This window comes from Mycobacterium sp. 3-98, from assembly GCF_035918355.1.
Classification (GTDB): Bacteria; Actinomycetota; Actinomycetes; order Mycobacteriales; family Mycobacteriaceae; genus Mycobacterium; species Mycobacterium intracellulare.
Genome location: NZ_CP142360.1, coordinates 3919388 through 3935142, shown reverse-complemented (window position 1 = coordinate 3935142; position 15755 = coordinate 3919388). Strand labels below are relative to the sequence as shown.

The following is a 15755-nucleotide window of genomic DNA, read 5'->3' as shown; positions in this document are numbered from 1 at the left end:
GAATGGCCGTCGGCAAAGCTCAGACCCTCGTCTACACCAGAGTCGTCGCTGATGCGCGCCGCGGACTGACCGTCAGTGAGATCGGTGGCATCACGGGTGTCAGCGAGCGGTCGGTCCACAATTGGGCGGCTGGTAAGAGCAGGCCGGAAGGGGAATCACGGGACCGGCTTCTGGAGCTCAAGTACGTCATTGAGGGACTATCTGACGTCTATGAAGACGAGGGAATCGAGATATGGCTCCATTCCCGGCAGCGCAGCCTCGGCGGCCAGTCGCCACTTGAACTGCTTCGTGACGGCCGCTTCGACGAAGTACTTGATGCGGTCGACCGGCTAGCCGGTGGGCCTAGACGATGACCCGGCCCCGGACGCTCGCTGAGCGGATCGCCGGCATCGGCGGCGTTGAAGTCGAGGGTGTCTTCATGCGCCATGCCGCTCCCAATCGCGACGCGTTCGCAGGTGGATATGCCGGCCGCTGGGGGGAGTCGATCCCAGTCATCTATCTAGGGCGGCCGGTCGACAGCTGCATCGAGGAGGCGTATCGGCATCTCGTGGACGAGGTTGGAGTGCCGGCGCATTTGGTGAAGCCACGCACGCTGTATCGAGTGCGAGTCGAGGTCGAGAATGTCCTTGATCTGCGATCAGAGCAGGCACGCAACGAGGTTGGCCTCGCCGATACGGACATAGCCTCACCTGTCGGGGAATACGCGGCCTGCCAGCGCGTAGCGGCGGTTGCGCATCAGCTTGAATACCATGGCATATTCGCGCCCGCCGCGACCGGCCTTGGTGAAACGCTGGCCCTATTTCGTCAGCGTGTGGGTATCGCCGAACTCCCGGTGGTTGTTGACCAGCAGCAGTGGAACCATTTGCCGCCCCGGCCGGGAACGTCTACTGCTCGCCTTAGCGTCGTGACCGATTGATTATCGTGGCACGCTGTGTAACTGGGTTTATTGTCTACCCGTGATAAGCGGACTCGATCTGACGGCGGCGTTACGAACCGAACTGACGTCTCACACACGGCTATTGCCCAAGCGGCTCGACTATGCGCTGCTTAAGAAGCGGCAGGACCAACTTCGTCGATGGATCGAGGCGCAGACCAAGCTGGCGCATTGGGGTGGGCCGGCCGACATCGTGCAGGCCGAGAAAGTTCACGGCACCAGGCCGCTCGCGGTGATGACGATCGAGGATCGCACGGTGTATCGGGCGCTCGTCGATCGACTGGCGCAGCAGTTGCCAGATGACTTGAGACACCGCCAATCAAATGCAGACTTCCAACGTGCGCCGCTCGATCAAACGCCAGCGGCGACGTATATCACTGTCACCGACATCGCCTCGTACTACGTCTACGTCGATCACGATGTCCTCGTGGACGAGTTGACCTCGCAGACTGGCGATTACGACGCGGTCGAAGCAACTGGCACACTCCTTGACAAGGTAATGGGAAGGGGGATCGGGATACCTCAAGTCAGTACAGCATCCGACGTCCTTGGGGATACCTATTTGGACCGAGCCCGCCGCAATCTGATCAGGCGCGGCTTATCAGTTTTTCGCTATGCCGATGACTTCCGGCTCACGGCTTCGTCGTTGCTCGACGCTCGTCGCGATCTCGACGTGTGCGGTGCGGAGGTGTACCGGCTGGGCTTAATGCTCAATGACACTAAGACCTTCACGAATCGGCGCGAGACATACGAGGCGAACTTGAGCAAGTTTCGCGACGCGGAGAAGCGCCTCTTCGAGACCGCGGTCGATGACGAAGAGGAGGCGGCTGAGGATGGGGTGCGCCTGTTTGGGCTCTCGCTGCTAGTTGACAGCTACTCGGATGAACTCGAGTCAGGCGATGACGACGACGAAGGGCAGGACGAAGACAACGAGGAGGAGGCCGACGGTCCCCAGCCTGATAGTGACTCGAAAGATGCTTCAGAAGAACAGGATTCGTCTGAGGCCGCCACGTTGTCAGACTCGCCGCTTGGCGACGTTGATGAGGACGAGACCATCACTGATTCCGACCAAGCCGTCGAGGCAGATAAGGCGCGCGCGAGCGCGGCTGCGAAGGCATGGTCTCTGTGGCTCGAGCGGCACACGCCGTCATTGGACCCTTGGAGTTTTCCACCACGCGTACCTGAGGACGACGCCGTCGTTCGTAGTTTGTTGGGCTACGCGCTGCCCATTCTGGGCAGCGCTGGCAATACGGAAGTGCTTGACTCCCTGAAACGCATCCTGGACATCGAGCCGTCGCTGACGCCACAGCTGTGCGTGTATCTCGAAAATCTCCCGAGTACTACCGAACGTCGAGAGGCTGGGCTACGTGAGCTCGATGCTCTGCTGGAATCGCCAGTCGCGCTGAGCGACTGGCAAAGACTGTGGTTGGCCCACGCGTTGGGCGCATACGCCGCACCCGAAGAAGCGAAAGACCACCACAGCCAGAGACCACACATCGTGTGGTTGTCTCAGCAACTTCGTTCCGATCAAAGTGGCGTAGCTGCAACGGCGCTAGCTACGCTCGGACGGTTAGGCTGTCGAGCAGCGGCAGATGAGGATCTCGTTCGCGTCGTCGAGCGCGTAACCGCTCCGTGGCGCACACTCGCGTTATTCGGTCTAGCGCTGCTCAATCGCGGTCTGGCGTCTCAGTGCACGGTTGACCGGCTGGACACCATCTTGCTCGAAGCGATGGCTGACGAGTCATCGTGAGCCGCGTTCACAGCCGGCAGGCGGAGGACTCGCTCGGCTTGATAAACCGGACGTTGGCAGGCCATACCGAAGCGTTGCGTGCGCTGTCGAATCGCGACATGGAGCGACGCCGTCGGCTGAGACCTGACGTCGACAGGGTTCAGCTGCAGCGCCAGGCGACGCTCGTTCGATTCGTGTCAATCGCTGAAGCGTTTGTTGTTGAACGACTTACGGACCGCGTCGGTTCCTGGGCCGACGGAACTTCCGAGCACGTCCAGGGGATGTGGTCGTCGGAAGTAATCAAGGCGATTGCGACCTGGGAGAAGCTCAAAGAGCAGTACAAGCAATGGCTAAATGTCAACGACTCGGCTCTATGGCGGCCGATGATAGGGCTAACTCAGGTGCGAAACGCAGTAGCGCACGGACTGGGGGTGCTCACCAAGATGCAGTTGCAACCCAGGAGTTACCAGAGAACGATCGGCATGCTCCGTGAAATCGGAATCTCGCCGGATACGGACCATCGAATTGTGTTGAGCGACGAAGATATAAGGAATGCGGCACGAATCTGTCGCGAATTCGTAGCCGCCCTCGACATGCAAACCCTGGCAGCGGCCGGTGACTGATCACAGCAAGCGGGTCGGCGACCACGCCACTCTGACGGTTCCACAACCAAACAAATCCCGCGCAAAGGCGACTTCCTGCACAACCGTACGGCTATAGGATCCGCCACGAAGATGAGAAAAACCCGTCCGCCATTTCCATGAGAATCCTACAAACCCGCAGGTAAGCGGCTCGACATCCGCCAGGCGGAATGAGAACCTACAGAAAGCTGTAGGTTCTCAAATCCCGTTTCCAATTCTCAAATGAAATGTCCACTTGATGTCCAATTGGACATTTGAGTGAGACGGCTGAACCCGTGGATCGTCGTCTGGCCGTAAGACAAGTCAGCTCATGACTACTGGGGCGGAGGTTCTGCTGCGGCTTACGGCCTCAAATATCAGTACCTGGCGACGCTCGAGTATTTTCTGCGACACCTGCGCGAACACCCCGAGTTGATTCCGTGCGCGGGTCTGGTCGTGGAACCGATGCTCAAAGATACCGATGACGCGAACGACGACATCGTCGATTTCGCGATCGAATTGAATGATGTTGCGGTCCACCACGTTCAGGTCAAGGCCACGACTAAGCCCGACCAATACCCACTGCAACCGGCCGATGCTCGAGCCGGTCGTCGCTGATCATTCGTTGACCATGGACGACGACAACCTCGAACTGATGCGCATCGGCCAGCCGGCCGGTAGCTGGGCCGACCGATGTGAGACTATGGCGACAATGGACAATTGCAATTATGAGAATGAATATATGCGCAGCTACCCGGCGCGGATGCCTCCCATAGCGCGGCGGCAACTCACGGAAGCTGACGGCCTTCGCGACCGGCGTGCGCCCGGGGGCAAGGCATGAGACCGCTGCCGCAGCTCACACCGTGGAATCAATGGTTCTGGACGTCCGGCCAGGACGGCAATCTGCGCATTCAGCGCTGCACCGAGTGTGAGACGTACGTGCACCCTCCAGTGCCGATTTGTCCCTCATGCCGGGCGACAACGGCCGAGCCCGAGGTGGTTTCCGGTCGGGGGACAGTGGTGGGCTATACCGTCAACGCGCACCCATGGCTGCCCGGATTCGAGCCGCCCTACGTCATTGCCGTCGTTGCGCTCGATGAGTGCGCCGAGGTGCGCCTGACCACCAACATCGTCGGCTGCTCACCCGAGGACGTGCACGTCGGTCAGCGCGTCTCCGTGCGATTCGAAAATGTCGACGACGTCTGGATCCCGCTGTTCGAACCCACGGGTGGCACCGATGAGCGGGACCTGCTGGGGCCGCCCGCTTCTCCCGTTCCGCGTCAGCCGGTAACGACGGAGCGGTTTGAGCATCGATCCGTGATATCGGGCATCGGCCGGTCAGCCACCGGCCGCCGGCTGATGGTCGATCCGTTGTCGCTCACGATGGACGCATGTCTTGCCGCGGTTGCCGATGCCGGTTTGGAACTGTCTGATATTGACGGTCTTTCGACGTACCCGGGACCCGTGGGCATGGGTATGAGCGAAGGCGGCATCGCTGCCGTCGAGGAGGCTTTGCGCATACATCCCACGTGGATCAACGGCGGCATGGATCTACCCGGCCAGGGTGGCGCGATCATAGCCGCGATGATGGCGGTGGCCGCGGGCCTTTGCCGACACGTCCTGTGCTTCCGGACGGTGTGGGAATCGACGTATGCCGCGCTTCGGCTACCCGGGGGCGGCGGGCGCGTACCGGGGCCCCAGCAATGGTCGTTGCCGTTTGGCGCCGCCTCGGCGGCCAATTGGATCGGTGTGAATGCCAACCAGTATCTGCATCGATACGGTGCGAATCGGGAACTCTTCGGCATGATCGCCGTGAACGCGCGGCGCAATGCCGCGCTCAACCCGTCGGCCATCTACCGCGAACCGATGACCATGGACGACTACCTCGCCGCGCGGCCCATCACGTCACCGTTCGGCCTCTACGACTGCGACGTTCCCTGTGACGGCTCGATCGCGGTGGTGGTGTCCGACGCGTCGATCGGCGGTGATCTGCCGCGACTGGCCATACGCTGCGACGCCGTCGGAACGCAAGTGGCCGAACGTATCTCGTGGGATCAGGGGACGCTCACTCACGAGCCCCAGGTCATCGGCCAGGCCGCGCATTTGTGGAGCAGAACTGATCTGCGGCCCGAGGACGTCGACCTTGCGTTGCTGTACGACGGCTTTACGTTCAACTGCGTGTCGTGGCTCGAGGCCCTCGGCTTCTGCGGCTTCGGCGAGGCCCAGGGATGGCTGGATGGCGGCCGGCGCATTGCGCTGGACGGCGAGCTTCCACTGAACACGCACGGCGGCCAGCTGTCCGAGGGACGCCTGCACGGATTCGGCTTCCTCTACGAAGCGGTGCTGCAATTGCGCCACCAGGCCGGTAACCGCCAAGTCAAAGACGCACGCACCGCCGTCGTCAGTACCGGTGGGGGAGTTCCATCCGGCGTCATGCTGTTGCACCGCGCGACGTGACGTCGCGACGCTATTCGAAGGCGATGACGCCCCGGATGTTCTTGCCCGCGCGCAGGTCTTTCATGGCCTCGTTGATGTCATCGAGCTTGTACTTCTGCGTGACCAGCTCATCGAGCTTGATCAGCCCCGCCTCATACATCGCCAATAGTTTCGGCATGGCCTCGCGGGGGTTCATTTCGCCGTAGAGCACCCCCTTGAACGTCTTGCACGAACTGACCATGTCAGTGAGGACGATCGGCACCATCAGGTCGGTGATCTTCGGCATCCCGGTCAGCACGCAGGTTCCGCCCTTGCGCAACAACATCATCGCCGTCATTATCATGTCCGCCGGCACGACCCCGGGCGTGAGAACGACCCGGTCGGCCATCACCCCCCAGGTGATCTCCTTGACCAGTTCCAGCGCGGCACCGATGTCGGCAGCGGCGTGGGTGGCCCCGAACGTCGGCGCGATCTCGCGTTTGAACTCGTTGGGGTCCACGGCGACGATGTGCTTGGCGCCGGCGACTTTCGCGCCCTGCACGGCGTTCATGCCGATTCCGCCGACACCGACCACGACGACGGTATCGCCGGCTTGGGTACCCGCCGCGACCGATCCCGACCCGAATCCTGTTGTCACCCCGCAGGACACCAGCGAGGCGGCCTCTAGGGGGATCCAGTCGTGGACTTTGACGAGCGAGCGCTCGGAGGCCACCACGTATTCGGAGAAGGTGCCGACCTGCATCATCGCCATCAGGTCTTCGCCGCCGAGGTGGCGACGGCGGGTGCCGTCGGTGGTCATCGCCTTGCTGTAGATGTCGGCGCCCACGTCGCACAGGTAGGTGTAGCCACTGGCGCACCATCGGCAATTGCCGCAGGCGGGCAGAAACGAAATGGCCACATGGTCTCCGGGCTTCAGTGATGTCACCCCGGGCCCGACCGCTTCGACCACACCGGAGCCCTCGTGTCCTCCGAGCATGGGGAACCATTCGGGCACCGGAAGGCCAGACGCCCGCATCATCTCTTCCATCTCCGCTGTCGGCACACTGTCGCCGGTATAGAAGTGTTCGTCGGAGTGACAGATGCCCGCATAGGCCATCTTGACCAGCACTTCGCCCGCGTGCGGCGGATCGAGCTCCACTTCGGTGACTTCCCAATCCACACCGACACCGCGCAACACCGTTGCTTTGGACTTCATTGCGTCTCTTTCGTTAGGGGTTTCACCATTGGCGGAGTTCCTTCACCGCGTCGGAGGCGCGCGGGGCCAGTGTCAGGTAAGGGATGAAACTGCTGTTGCCGCAGTGGATCACGGAATGGACGACCTCGGTCAGGTGTTCCGCGTCAACGAGGCCGCCCACCATGTACTTGTTCTCCATCCAGTACCTGATGGCCGCTTCCAGAGCGTCGGGGTCCCAGCTTTTGTTGAACTCGGTCTGCGCGTCGCCGGCGCCGCCGAGGCTGTCGCCCACGGCGAGACGGGTGAAGCCGATCTCCGGATGTTCGATACGCCAGGCCTCAACGAGCTTGTCTAAGGCGCTCTTGGTAACCGAGTAGGCCCCGAGCAGCGGCCAAGGCGTCGTGTAGGACGCACTCAGTGAGGACAGGTATACGGCAGAGCCGGCCGTCGCCGCCAAATGCGGGGCGGCGGCCGCGGTGACGAGCGCGGCGCCGGTGACATTGGTCGCGAACAACTGTGCCCATTGTTCCGCGGTCACCTCGCGCAGTGGAGCCAACACACCCATGCCGGTCGTGTACACCAAGGCGTCAAGACCGCCGAGCGCGCCGACAACCTCGGACATCGCCTTTTTGCAGCTGTCGGTGACGGTGACGTCGCACGCGATGGCGACCGCGCCGTTGCCGGCATCCTTGGCGGCCTCGACCAGCCGGTCGTATCGACGCGCCAGTAGCGCGACGTGCGCACCGCGTTGGGCGAGCCCGGTGCCGATGCATCGGCCGAGGCCCGCGGAGGCGCCGACGATGGCGACCCGCATCGGTTGATTTCCGTTGTCAGACATCGAGCTTGGCACTCACGGAGCCGAGGGTCGAGCCCACGGTGCGTTCGAACCGACCGTGGTCGAAGCTGCGGATCTCGACGTCGTGGTCACCGGCACCGGCACGCAGGGCGCCCACCGTGCACTGCTCTCGGGTGCGGTGTTCGAACGGGTCGAACGAATACCACCGACACGCATTCTCGTAGGTGATCTTGTTGATCTCGTCGTCGGGCAGCCCGGCCATGACGAGGGCGAGTTCCTCGGCCGCCGCGGGCCACGACGAGTCGGAATGCGGGTAGTCGCACTCCCAGGCAATGTTGTCGATGCCGACGTCATGGCGCAGCTTGACCCCGATCGGATCGGCGATGAAGCAGGTCAGGAAGCGCTCCCGGAAGACCTCACTGGGCAGTCTGTCGCCGAAGTCCTGGCCCGTCCACAGGTGATGCATTTCGTACGTGCGGTCGAGCCGGTCGACGAAATACGGGATCCACCCGGTGCCGCCCTCCGAGAGCGCGAACCGTACGTCGGGGAATTGCTTGATGACTCGCGACCACAACAGGTCTGCGGCCGCCGAGCAGACATTCATCGGCTGCAGCGTGATCATCACGTCGATGGGCGCGTTGTCGGCGGTCATCGTGATCTTGCCCGACGAGCCCAGGTGGACCGAGAGCACCGTGTTGGTGTCCGACAGCGCCCGCCACATCGGATCCCAATAGTCGTCGTGGAAGCTCGGGAAGCCGAGGGTGGCGGGGTTCTCGGTGAAGGTCACTGAGTGACAACCCTTCTCGGCATTGCGACGGATCTCCTTGGCGCACAACTCCGGATCCCAAAGTACGGGTAATCCCATGGGCAGGAAGCGTCCGGGATACGACCCACACCACTCGTCGATGTGCCAGTCGTTGTACGCCTGGGTGACGGCGAGCGCGAGGCTCTTATCGGGGTGGGTGGCGAACAGCCGGCCCGCGAAGCCGGGAAAGGACGGGAAGCACATCGACGCGAGCACACCGCCCGCGTCCATGTCCTTGATTCGCTCGTGGATGTCGTAGCACCCCGGGCGCATCTCGTCGAAGGCAGTGGGTTCGATGCCGTACTCCTCGCGCGGGCGGCCCGCCACGGCGTTGAGGCCGATGTTGGGGATGATCGCGCCGTTGAACGTCCAGACCTCCGAGCCGTCGGACTGCCGGATCACCCGGGGCGTCTCGTCGGCGTACTTGTTCACAACCCTGCCCTCGAACAGGTTCGGTGGTTCCACCAGATGGTCGTCGACGCTCACCAGGATCATCTCTTCGGGCTGCATGGGACTCCTTGTGCAGAGGTTGAGAGCGAGACTATCAGGTTGTAGAGGAACTATATTCAATTACGGAAATGTACATTTTCAGAACGGTAGCGTTTGACCATGAGCAAATCCAGAAACGCTACCGCCGCAATACTTTTCGGGGCGCTATGGCGAACGAGAGCAACAGCCGGTCGAGGACCTTGGCGGCTCGGCGGCGTGCCCTGGCGGGATTTGCGGCGTGCGCGACCAGACGTGAAGCCTCCTCGAGCGCCGCGACGAGCATGTGCGTCAGCTCCCCGACGGGCTGGTCGTCGATGATGCCCTCTGCGATCGCCTCGCGGACCAACTCGTTGATGAGGGCGATGCTGTTGCCCTCCTGGATTTCGCGCAGGGTCTGCCAGCCCAGCACCACCGGACCGTCGACGAGTATCACCCTCTGCACGGCGGGCTCCGTTGCGGCTTCGAGAAATCCGTGCAGACCGCTCGTGAGCCGTTCCCACGGGTCCGTGCCGGGCGGGGGAGTGGCGATGGACCGCAGCGTAAGGTCGTTCTCAACGTCTTCGAATACGGCCCGAAACAGCTCGGCCTTGTCCTTGAAGTGGTGGTAGAAGGCACCGCGCGTGCCGACGCCCGACTTCGCCACGAGGTCACCGATGCTCGTGTTGAAGAATCCGTGCTCCACGAACAGTTCCCGGCCCGCCTCGATCAGGTCGCGGCGAGTCTGCTCGCCACGGGCACGCCGTTCATCGTCCGCACCACCGCGCTGCGCCATGCCGATGATCGTAGCAACATTCAGTCTGCATGTTGAGGGGCGTGCCCAGGTGTTATCAGCGCACGATCCCGCGAACAGTCATGAGCCCAAGGTCGGCGTGGGACTTGAAACCCGGCGGGCCATCACAGATGGCGGGGATGGCGTTCACTGGTTCCATCGCGGTCCAGGCGTAGCCGATATAGCCGGGCTTCGCGTGGTCTCGTGCATCTTGGCTGCCCCGCAGGATCAGCTCGGTTCCCGGGTCGCCGTCAATCACCACGCGGTAGTGGTAGTAGGGGTCCCAATCAGGTTTCGGCTCGATGGCGTCGTGTTCAACAAACGAGTAGAGCTCGTGCAGCGTGATGAATGGCCTGCCGTCCACCCACGCCGTCCAGAGATGATGCTGGGACGCGACGGTGCCCGTCTTGATCACACCTTTGAGGCCGGGCATGTCCATGTCCGGGGATCCCTCGTACGGGATATCGCGGGTGGCCGTGCCGAGCTGCACGTCTGTCGTGAACTTCTCCACGGTTTTACCCAGCCCTTCGACAACCATCGTCAGCGACTGTGCGAACAACGACCACGCGTCTTGGAAGAGATTTCCCTTCGCAAATTCGACCGGGGTTTTTCCGAACCCCATCTCGTCCAAGTACTTCAGGGTGTCCTTATTGAAGTTCACCGCCTCGTAGATGTGGATGTGGTCGGTCTTGCCGACGATCCGGGCTAGCGTCAGAACGAGAAGGTCCGCGGCGTAGCCGGGGTGGATGCCACCTCCGTGGAACGAAGTACCGCCTTCTTGGCACGCCGCTTCGATCTTGTCGATGTCCGCGCTGTTGGTTTCGGTCCGATGCCACCACGCACCACCCGAGGCAACGACGCTCTTTCCTCCGCGGAGCAGTCGGCAGATCTCGTCGACGTCCGACCAGAGCGGCGCGTAGAACACGCAATCGGCGTCGAGTGTCTCCAAGGTGGCCTTATCGGTGGTTGCGTGTACCCCGATCGGTCCTACCCCGACGAGTTCACCGGCGTCCCTACCGACCTTCTCCGGGCGATTACAAAGCACTCCGACCACTTCGTAGAGAGGGTTGTGTGCGAAGTGGCGCAGTGCGATCGTGCCGACATTACCCATGCCCCACTGGATCACGCGGTACTTCTTCTGGATTGACGGCGCGTGGGACTCCTGCGTCGATGTGAGCGTCATTCCGTCTCCTCCGGATGTGATCCCCCGCTCGGAAAAACTAACATGCCGAAAGTTCGCTTTGCACTTTTCGTAAACCACCATTTTCGGCGGGTGCGAGTTTGCGGTGGCGCGGTGGGCCTCAACCTCCATACTGTATGTTGCCGCTATGGCAGACGAGGTTCGCGCATACGGTTCGGTCGCTCCCCTGAAAGTCGGCTTGCTCAACGACTATCCGACGTCCGGCGACACCGACAACGACAGCGTCGCCGCGCTGCGGCTGGTGATGGATGAAGCCCTTTCCTCGGGACTGATCGACCGGCCGATCGAACTCGTCACCCGCAATGTGGTGGGCCTGCCCAACGGGACCTACCAAGTGGTCGAGCGGGCCTTCGACGAGCTCGTCGCGGAGGGTTGCCTGGCGATCTTCGGGCCGTGGGTGTCGGATAACGTGGTGCCGCTGCGTTCCCACGTCGAGGCCACCGCGCGGGTTCCGATCGTCACTCTGTCGGGATCGGAGGGAGCGCTCGGCGACTGGTGCTTCGCACTGAACAACGGCTCGATGCCCGAGGAGCCGGTGATGCTGGCCGCGGTGATGATCGGCGACGGTCGATCGCGCATCGCCATTGCCTACGAGGCATCGCTCATCGGTAAGGAGTACCTCGCCTTCGCCGAGAGAGCCTACGACGCCGCGGGTTTGAAGGTCGTTGCGACCGTGGCGATTCCCCAGGTCGAAGCCGACAAGTCCGAGACGGTCACTGCGTTGCGTGCGGCGGAACCCGACGCGCTGGTGCACGTCGGGTTCGGGCACGGGCTGTGGGGCTTCACGGATGCGCTGCGCGCCGCGGGCTGGGATCCGCCGCGATACACGACGACGGCGTTCGAAATGGCACACATCAGCGCGGAGTGGAGGCGGCACCTATCCGGATGGATCGGCCTGGACAGCTACGACGAGCGCAACACGGTCGGACAGGCCTTCCTCGGCCGCTTCGAGGCGCGATACGGTCGCCGGCCCGGACACTCGATGCCGGGCCTGTCGCACGACGCGGCCACCGTGATCGTGCGTGGTCTCGCCGCGGCACGGCCGTTGACCGGGGAGGGTGTGAAGAACGGGATGGAGCAGGTGAAGCTCGTCCCGTCGGCCAGCGGCGCGCCGGGAACGTTCCTGCGATTCGGCCGGTTCATCCGACAGGGGTGGATGGGTTCCGATTATCTCGTGGCCCGAAGGGTTTTGCCCGACGGCAGCGCGCACGTTTTCCATGCGGCGCCCAGCGACCACATCGCCCGCGCGGTCGGTGGTGCCTCAGGCTAGTTGGATCGCGCCGAACACCGGTGCTGTCACGACACCGGGTGGCCGGGCCAGCACGTACGGTATGGCGCGAACCGCGCTCATCGCGATCATCAGGTGACCTGGCATGGCGTGCTGGCCCGTCGATGGCGCGCCGTCGAATGCCACGTCGAGCTGGAGTTCAAAGCTGGGCTCACCTTTGATGACCGCGCGGATCAGCGGCGCCTTTTCGCCGGGCGCCAATGGAGCCATGCCCCATTGTGGAAGGTCGCGGGTGAGCACCCACTCCTCGTGAATGGCCAGCAACGGGCGTCCCGACCAGTGGCCGACCCACGAGAATCGCTGCCCGACAACCGTTCCCGCCTCGATCGTGCCGGCCAGGACGTCGATGTCGTGGGGCAGTGTGGTGGCGTCGACCGCCACGTCGATGTGGGACAGGGTGATCCCGAGGACGTCGGCCGTCGCATTGAGGGCCTGGCGGTAGGCCATGTCGAGCTTCTTGATGATCGGGGAGTCAATGCTGACGTCTTCCGGCGGTCTGCCCATGCCCATCAGGTCGACGAGCATCGGCCGACTGTCCACGGCGGAGACGTCGGTGGCCTCGTAGAGGTCGATGCGGTCGATGGACTTACTCAGCCCCGTCACCGTCGCGACGAGCCGCTCGAACATGAAACCGGGGTTCTCACCCGCCGCGTGAAAGCGTGACCCGCCCGCTCGGCACGCCCTGGCGAACATTGCCTCGGTCTCTTCGCCGTAGGTGGGTAGGTGGTTGTACGACGTGGTGGTGATGACGGTGCTACCCGCCGCGAGCAGGCGGCAGATGTCCGCAGCGTTCGTCTCGACGGCGTGGGCCTTGCTGGCCGCGTGCACGACGACATCGGCGCCCAGGGCGATGATCTCGTCCTTGTCCGTCGTGGCGATCACACCCGTCGTCGGTGGCCGCCCGCAGAGCACACCCGCGTCGAGGCCGGCCTTCGCCGGGTCGTACACGAGCACGCCCACTAACTGATAACGCGGGTTTTCAATAAGCTCCTGCAGTGCGGCCCGGCCGACGGCGCCGGTCGCCCATTGCACGACTCGAATAACCAATCGAACGCTCCAGGTTGCTCTTTCGGACTTCCCCGAGTTCTGGTTGGTTCAACCTACATGATGTAGGTTTGCAACCGACAAGGTGTAGGTTGAACGGTCGTACGGGAGGTGGGCACGTGACGGAGCCTGCGGTTGCTGGCGACATCGAGCAGCGCATCCGTGATGCGCAGGAGAAGTTCAACGCCGGAATGGGCGCCGACGGCGCCGCGACCCCCTACCCGCTGCTGCGCGAGTTGCGGCGGAAGGCGGCCGTTCACCCCGGCTGGCCGGAGATGGGCGTCCCCGAGGACGGACCGGACGGCACGAAGACATTCACGGCGTACTCGTTCGACGCGGTCAAGGCCGTCTTCACCGACAACATCACGTTCAGCACCCGGATCTACGAGGACATGGTGCGACCGCTGCAAGGCCCGACGATCCTGGAAATGCAGGAACCCGAACACGCGACGTATCGCAGATTGCACGAATTCGCGTTCGCCAGGTCCTCGATGAAACGCTGGGACACCGAACTCGTTGGGCCCCTCGTGGACCGCACGATCGCGAAGTTCCGCGACAACAAGCGCGCCGACTTGGTCAAAGCGGTGTTCATGCCAATCCCGGTCCGGATCATCGCCGCCCTGCTCGGCTTGCCCGAATCCGATGTCGGCGAGTTTCACCGGCTGGCCATCGACCTGCTGGGCTTTCGTGCCGACATGGAAACGGCGATGAAGGCCTCGGCTCAGATGAAGGAGTATTTCGTCGGGGTCCTCGCCGACCGGCGCAAGTCGCCGAAGGACGACATGGTGACCATCCTGTCTCGGGCCGAGATCGACGGCGTCAAAATGTCCGATGAACAAATCTACGGATTCATGCGCAATCTCTTACCCGCGGGAGCAGAGACCACGTCGCGCTCGACGGCCAGCCTCGCGTTGGGTCTGTTGACCCACACCGACCAGCTCGATGCGCTGCTCGCCGATCGCAGCCTGTTGCCGCAGGCGATCGAGGAGGGCATCCGGTGGGAGACGCCGCTGCTCAACTTCATCCGAGAGGTCACTGCCGACATCGACTTTTTCGGGCTCCATATCCCGAAGGGTTCGACGATGATGGTCAACCTCGGCAGTGCCAACCATGACGAGACGCGATGGGAGGACGCCGAGTCCTTCGACATTTTCCGGGAGCGCAAGCCGCACATCGGGTTCGGTCACGGCGCGCACGTGTGCCTGGGAATGCACCTGGCGCGGTTGGAGAGCACCAAGATCTTCGACGCCTTGCTCGACGAACTCCCGGGGCTGCGGCTGGACCCCGACGCCCCGCCGCCCTACGTGACCGGCACCATGTTTCGATCACCGCCGCGCCTCGACGTGGTATGGGACTAGAGGAAGCCGCCTGACATGACTCGCGTGATCCAGTGGGCCACCGGGGTGACCGGAACGATGTCCTTGCGTCACGTCTTGAGCCGGCCGGACCTGGAACTGGTCGGTGTGCGGGTCTACGACGCGGGCAAAGCCGGGGTCGACGCGGGCGCGCTGTGCGGGGTCCCCGAAGCGGGAGTGTTGACGACCGCCGATCGCGACACCATCATCGGAACCGATGCCGACGTGGTGCTCTACATGGGCAAAGTGGAGACCGACACGCCGGGCTGCTTCGCCGATGTCTGTGATCTCTTGGCGTCGGGCAAAAATGTCGTAGCCACCGGCAGTCGGTTTGTTCATCCCCGCTCACTGCACGAATCGCTGGCCGACGCCATCGAAAAAGCTTGCCGCACCGGCGGTTCGTCGTTTCTGGGGCTAGGCCTGTATCCGGGCTTCGTCGGTGAGTCGCTCGCGCCGATCCTGTCCCGGCTGACCGAGCGCACCAACCGGATCAGTGTGCGGGAGGTGCTGAACTACTCGACCTATGCCAGCCACGACCTGATCTTCAATGCGATGGGCTTCGGTCATGCGCCGGATGATCCCGCCCCGTTGCTGACCAACACCGACTATGCCGCGAGCGCATGGATCGGCAGCGCGACGGTCCTTGCGCAGGCGCTCGGACTCCATATCCGGTCCGTCGAGGGGTTCCGCGAGGTCGTGACGACGCCGAGGGCGCTGACGGTGGCCGCCGGGGAGATTCCGGCAGGAACCGTGGGCGCCATGCGCTTCGGAGTGGTGGTCGACTGCGGCGAGACCACCCTCGCCGTCGAACACCTCACCAGGATGGCCGACGACCTGGCCCCCGACTGGCCGACGGAGATCGGTTATGCGGTGACCTTCGAGGGCAAGCCCAACATGACTTTTCAACTCGTGATCGGCTCCCACGGGGAGGATCATGCCGAGCAGGGCTGTCTGGCCACCGCCATGCACGCCATCAACGCCATCCCCGCCGTGATCGCGGCTGAGCCGGGGCTCTACGACTTGTCGACGATCACCCCGTTCGTCGCGCACTGGACTGAGCGCGGCGTCGTGCCCGCGACGTAGGCGCCCACACCTACAACTATGCGAGGAGAGTT

General features: G+C 63.2%; 15 protein-coding genes. 8 read left to right on the top strand and 7 right to left on the bottom strand.

Annotation, left to right across the window (positions count from 1 at the left end):
* Positions 1 to 2 precede the first annotated feature (2 nt).
* Genes QGN30_RS18520 through QGN30_RS18505 form a run of 4 tightly spaced genes read left to right on the top strand, consistent with a single transcriptional unit; the run spans position 3 to position 3286 of the window.
* Positions 3 to 353, top strand: coding sequence for an antitoxin Xre/MbcA/ParS toxin-binding domain-containing protein (locus QGN30_RS18520; RefSeq protein WP_042792285.1), 351 nt, complete (start codon positions 3 to 5; stop codon positions 351 to 353).
* Positions 350 to 916 (top strand): RES family NAD+ phosphorylase, encoded by a 567-nt coding sequence (locus tag QGN30_RS18515; protein ID WP_051475315.1) that lies wholly within the window; start codon positions 350 to 352, stop codon positions 914 to 916. Before QGN30_RS18520 ends, QGN30_RS18515 begins: the two co-directional genes overlap by 4 nt.
* 40 nt (positions 917 to 956) lie before the next feature.
* Positions 957 to 2684, top strand: coding sequence for an RNA-directed DNA polymerase (locus tag QGN30_RS18510; protein WP_134770555.1), 1728 nt, complete (start codon positions 957 to 959; stop codon positions 2682 to 2684).
* Positions 2681 to 3286, top strand: a complete 606-nt coding sequence (locus QGN30_RS18505; protein ID WP_042792287.1) for a hypothetical protein — start codon at positions 2681 to 2683, stop codon at positions 3284 to 3286. Before QGN30_RS18510 ends, QGN30_RS18505 begins: the two co-directional genes overlap by 4 nt.
* Before the next feature lie 321 nt (positions 3287 to 3607).
* Here QGN30_RS18505 and QGN30_RS18500 read toward each other — a convergent pair whose 3' ends face one another.
* Positions 3608 to 3871, bottom strand: coding sequence for a hypothetical protein (locus QGN30_RS18500; protein ID WP_009976076.1), 264 nt, complete (start codon positions 3869 to 3871; stop codon positions 3608 to 3610).
* A gap of 249 nt (positions 3872 to 4120) precedes the next feature.
* Here QGN30_RS18500 and QGN30_RS18495 point away from each other — a divergent pair, with 249 nt between their 5' ends.
* A complete protein-coding gene (locus QGN30_RS18495) occupies positions 4121 to 5740 on the top strand; it encodes a thiolase C-terminal domain-containing protein (protein WP_038535724.1) in 1620 nt (539 codons plus the stop codon).
* Positions 5741 to 5750: 10 nt separating this feature from the next.
* Here the strand turns inward: QGN30_RS18495 and QGN30_RS18490 are convergent, their stop codons facing one another.
* The 5 genes from QGN30_RS18490 to QGN30_RS18470 form a co-directional block, all read right to left on the bottom strand.
* Positions 5751 to 6914: an NDMA-dependent alcohol dehydrogenase gene (locus QGN30_RS18490; RefSeq protein ID WP_248923595.1), complete on the bottom strand. Its 1164-nt coding sequence runs from the start codon at positions 6912 to 6914 to the stop codon at positions 5751 to 5753.
* 22 nt (positions 6915 to 6936) lie between these two features.
* Entirely contained in the window at positions 6937 to 7707 is a 771-nt protein-coding gene (locus QGN30_RS18485; protein WP_372456533.1) for an SDR family oxidoreductase, read from the bottom strand.
* Between the two features lie 16 nt (positions 7708 to 7723).
* Positions 7724 to 9004: an amidohydrolase family protein gene (locus tag QGN30_RS18480; protein WP_038535730.1), complete on the bottom strand. Its 1281-nt coding sequence runs from the start codon at positions 9002 to 9004 to the stop codon at positions 7724 to 7726.
* Between the two features lie 118 nt (positions 9005 to 9122).
* A complete protein-coding gene (locus QGN30_RS18475; RefSeq protein WP_014382226.1) occupies positions 9123 to 9755 on the bottom strand; it encodes a TetR/AcrR family transcriptional regulator in 633 nt (210 codons plus the stop codon).
* Positions 9756 to 9810: 55 nt separating this feature from the next.
* Positions 9811 to 10935 (bottom strand): NAD(P)H-dependent amine dehydrogenase family protein, encoded by a 1125-nt coding sequence (locus tag QGN30_RS18470; RefSeq protein ID WP_038535732.1) that lies wholly within the window; start codon positions 10933 to 10935, stop codon positions 9811 to 9813.
* 145 nt (positions 10936 to 11080) lie between these two features.
* Here QGN30_RS18470 and QGN30_RS18465 point away from each other — a divergent pair, with 145 nt between their 5' ends.
* Positions 11081 to 12223, top strand: a complete 1143-nt coding sequence (locus QGN30_RS18465) for an ABC transporter substrate-binding protein (RefSeq protein WP_248923596.1) — start codon at positions 11081 to 11083, stop codon at positions 12221 to 12223.
* Here QGN30_RS18465 and QGN30_RS18460 read toward each other — a convergent pair.
* Complete coding sequence (locus tag QGN30_RS18460; protein ID WP_014379726.1) at positions 12215 to 13273, bottom strand: NAD(P)H-dependent amine dehydrogenase family protein; 1059 nt, start codon at positions 13271 to 13273, stop codon at positions 12215 to 12217. The two genes, QGN30_RS18465 and QGN30_RS18460, sit on opposite strands and share 9 nt — an antisense overlap.
* A gap of 131 nt (positions 13274 to 13404) precedes the next feature.
* On the opposite strand from QGN30_RS18460, the gene QGN30_RS18455 reads away from it, so the two are divergent.
* Positions 13405 to 14643: a cytochrome P450 gene (locus QGN30_RS18455; RefSeq protein ID WP_038535735.1), complete on the top strand. Its 1239-nt coding sequence runs from the start codon at positions 13405 to 13407 to the stop codon at positions 14641 to 14643.
* A 15-nt stretch (positions 14644 to 14658) separates the two neighbouring features.
* Positions 14659 to 15723, top strand: a complete 1065-nt coding sequence (locus tag QGN30_RS18450; RefSeq protein WP_031351582.1) for an NAD(P)H-dependent amine dehydrogenase family protein — start codon at positions 14659 to 14661, stop codon at positions 15721 to 15723.
* The last annotated feature ends 32 nt before the right edge of the window (positions 15724 to 15755 follow it).

What these genes read in the sequence shown, in the direction of transcription:
- QGN30_RS18495 (WP_038535724.1), top strand. Translation starts at nt 4,121, where the DNA reads ATGAGACCGCTGCCGCAGCTCACACCGTGGAATCAATGGTTCTGGACG.
- QGN30_RS18450 (WP_031351582.1), top strand. Translation starts at nt 14,659, where the DNA reads ATGACTCGCGTGATCCAGTGGGCCACCGGGGTGACCGGAACGATGTCC.
- QGN30_RS18520 (WP_042792285.1), top strand. Translation starts at nt 3, where the DNA reads ATGGCCGTCGGCAAAGCTCAGACCCTCGTCTACACCAGAGTCGTCGCT.
- QGN30_RS18490 (WP_248923595.1), bottom strand. Translation starts at nt 6,914, where the DNA reads ATGAAGTCCAAAGCAACGGTGTTGCGCGGTGTCGGTGTGGATTGGGAA.
- QGN30_RS18515 (WP_051475315.1), top strand. Translation starts at nt 350, where the DNA reads ATGACCCGGCCCCGGACGCTCGCTGAGCGGATCGCCGGCATCGGCGGC.
- QGN30_RS18480 (WP_038535730.1), bottom strand. Translation starts at nt 9,004, where the DNA reads ATGCAGCCCGAAGAGATGATCCTGGTGAGCGTCGACGACCATCTGGTG.
- QGN30_RS18485 (WP_372456533.1), bottom strand. Translation starts at nt 7,707, where the DNA reads ATGCGGGTCGCCATCGTCGGCGCCTCCGCGGGCCTCGGCCGATGCATC.
- QGN30_RS18465 (WP_248923596.1), top strand. Translation starts at nt 11,081, where the DNA reads ATGGCAGACGAGGTTCGCGCATACGGTTCGGTCGCTCCCCTGAAAGTC.
- QGN30_RS18470 (WP_038535732.1), bottom strand. Translation starts at nt 10,935, where the DNA reads ATGACGCTCACATCGACGCAGGAGTCCCACGCGCCGTCAATCCAGAAG.
- QGN30_RS18475 (WP_014382226.1), bottom strand. Translation starts at nt 9,755, where the DNA reads ATGGCGCAGCGCGGTGGTGCGGACGATGAACGGCGTGCCCGTGGCGAG.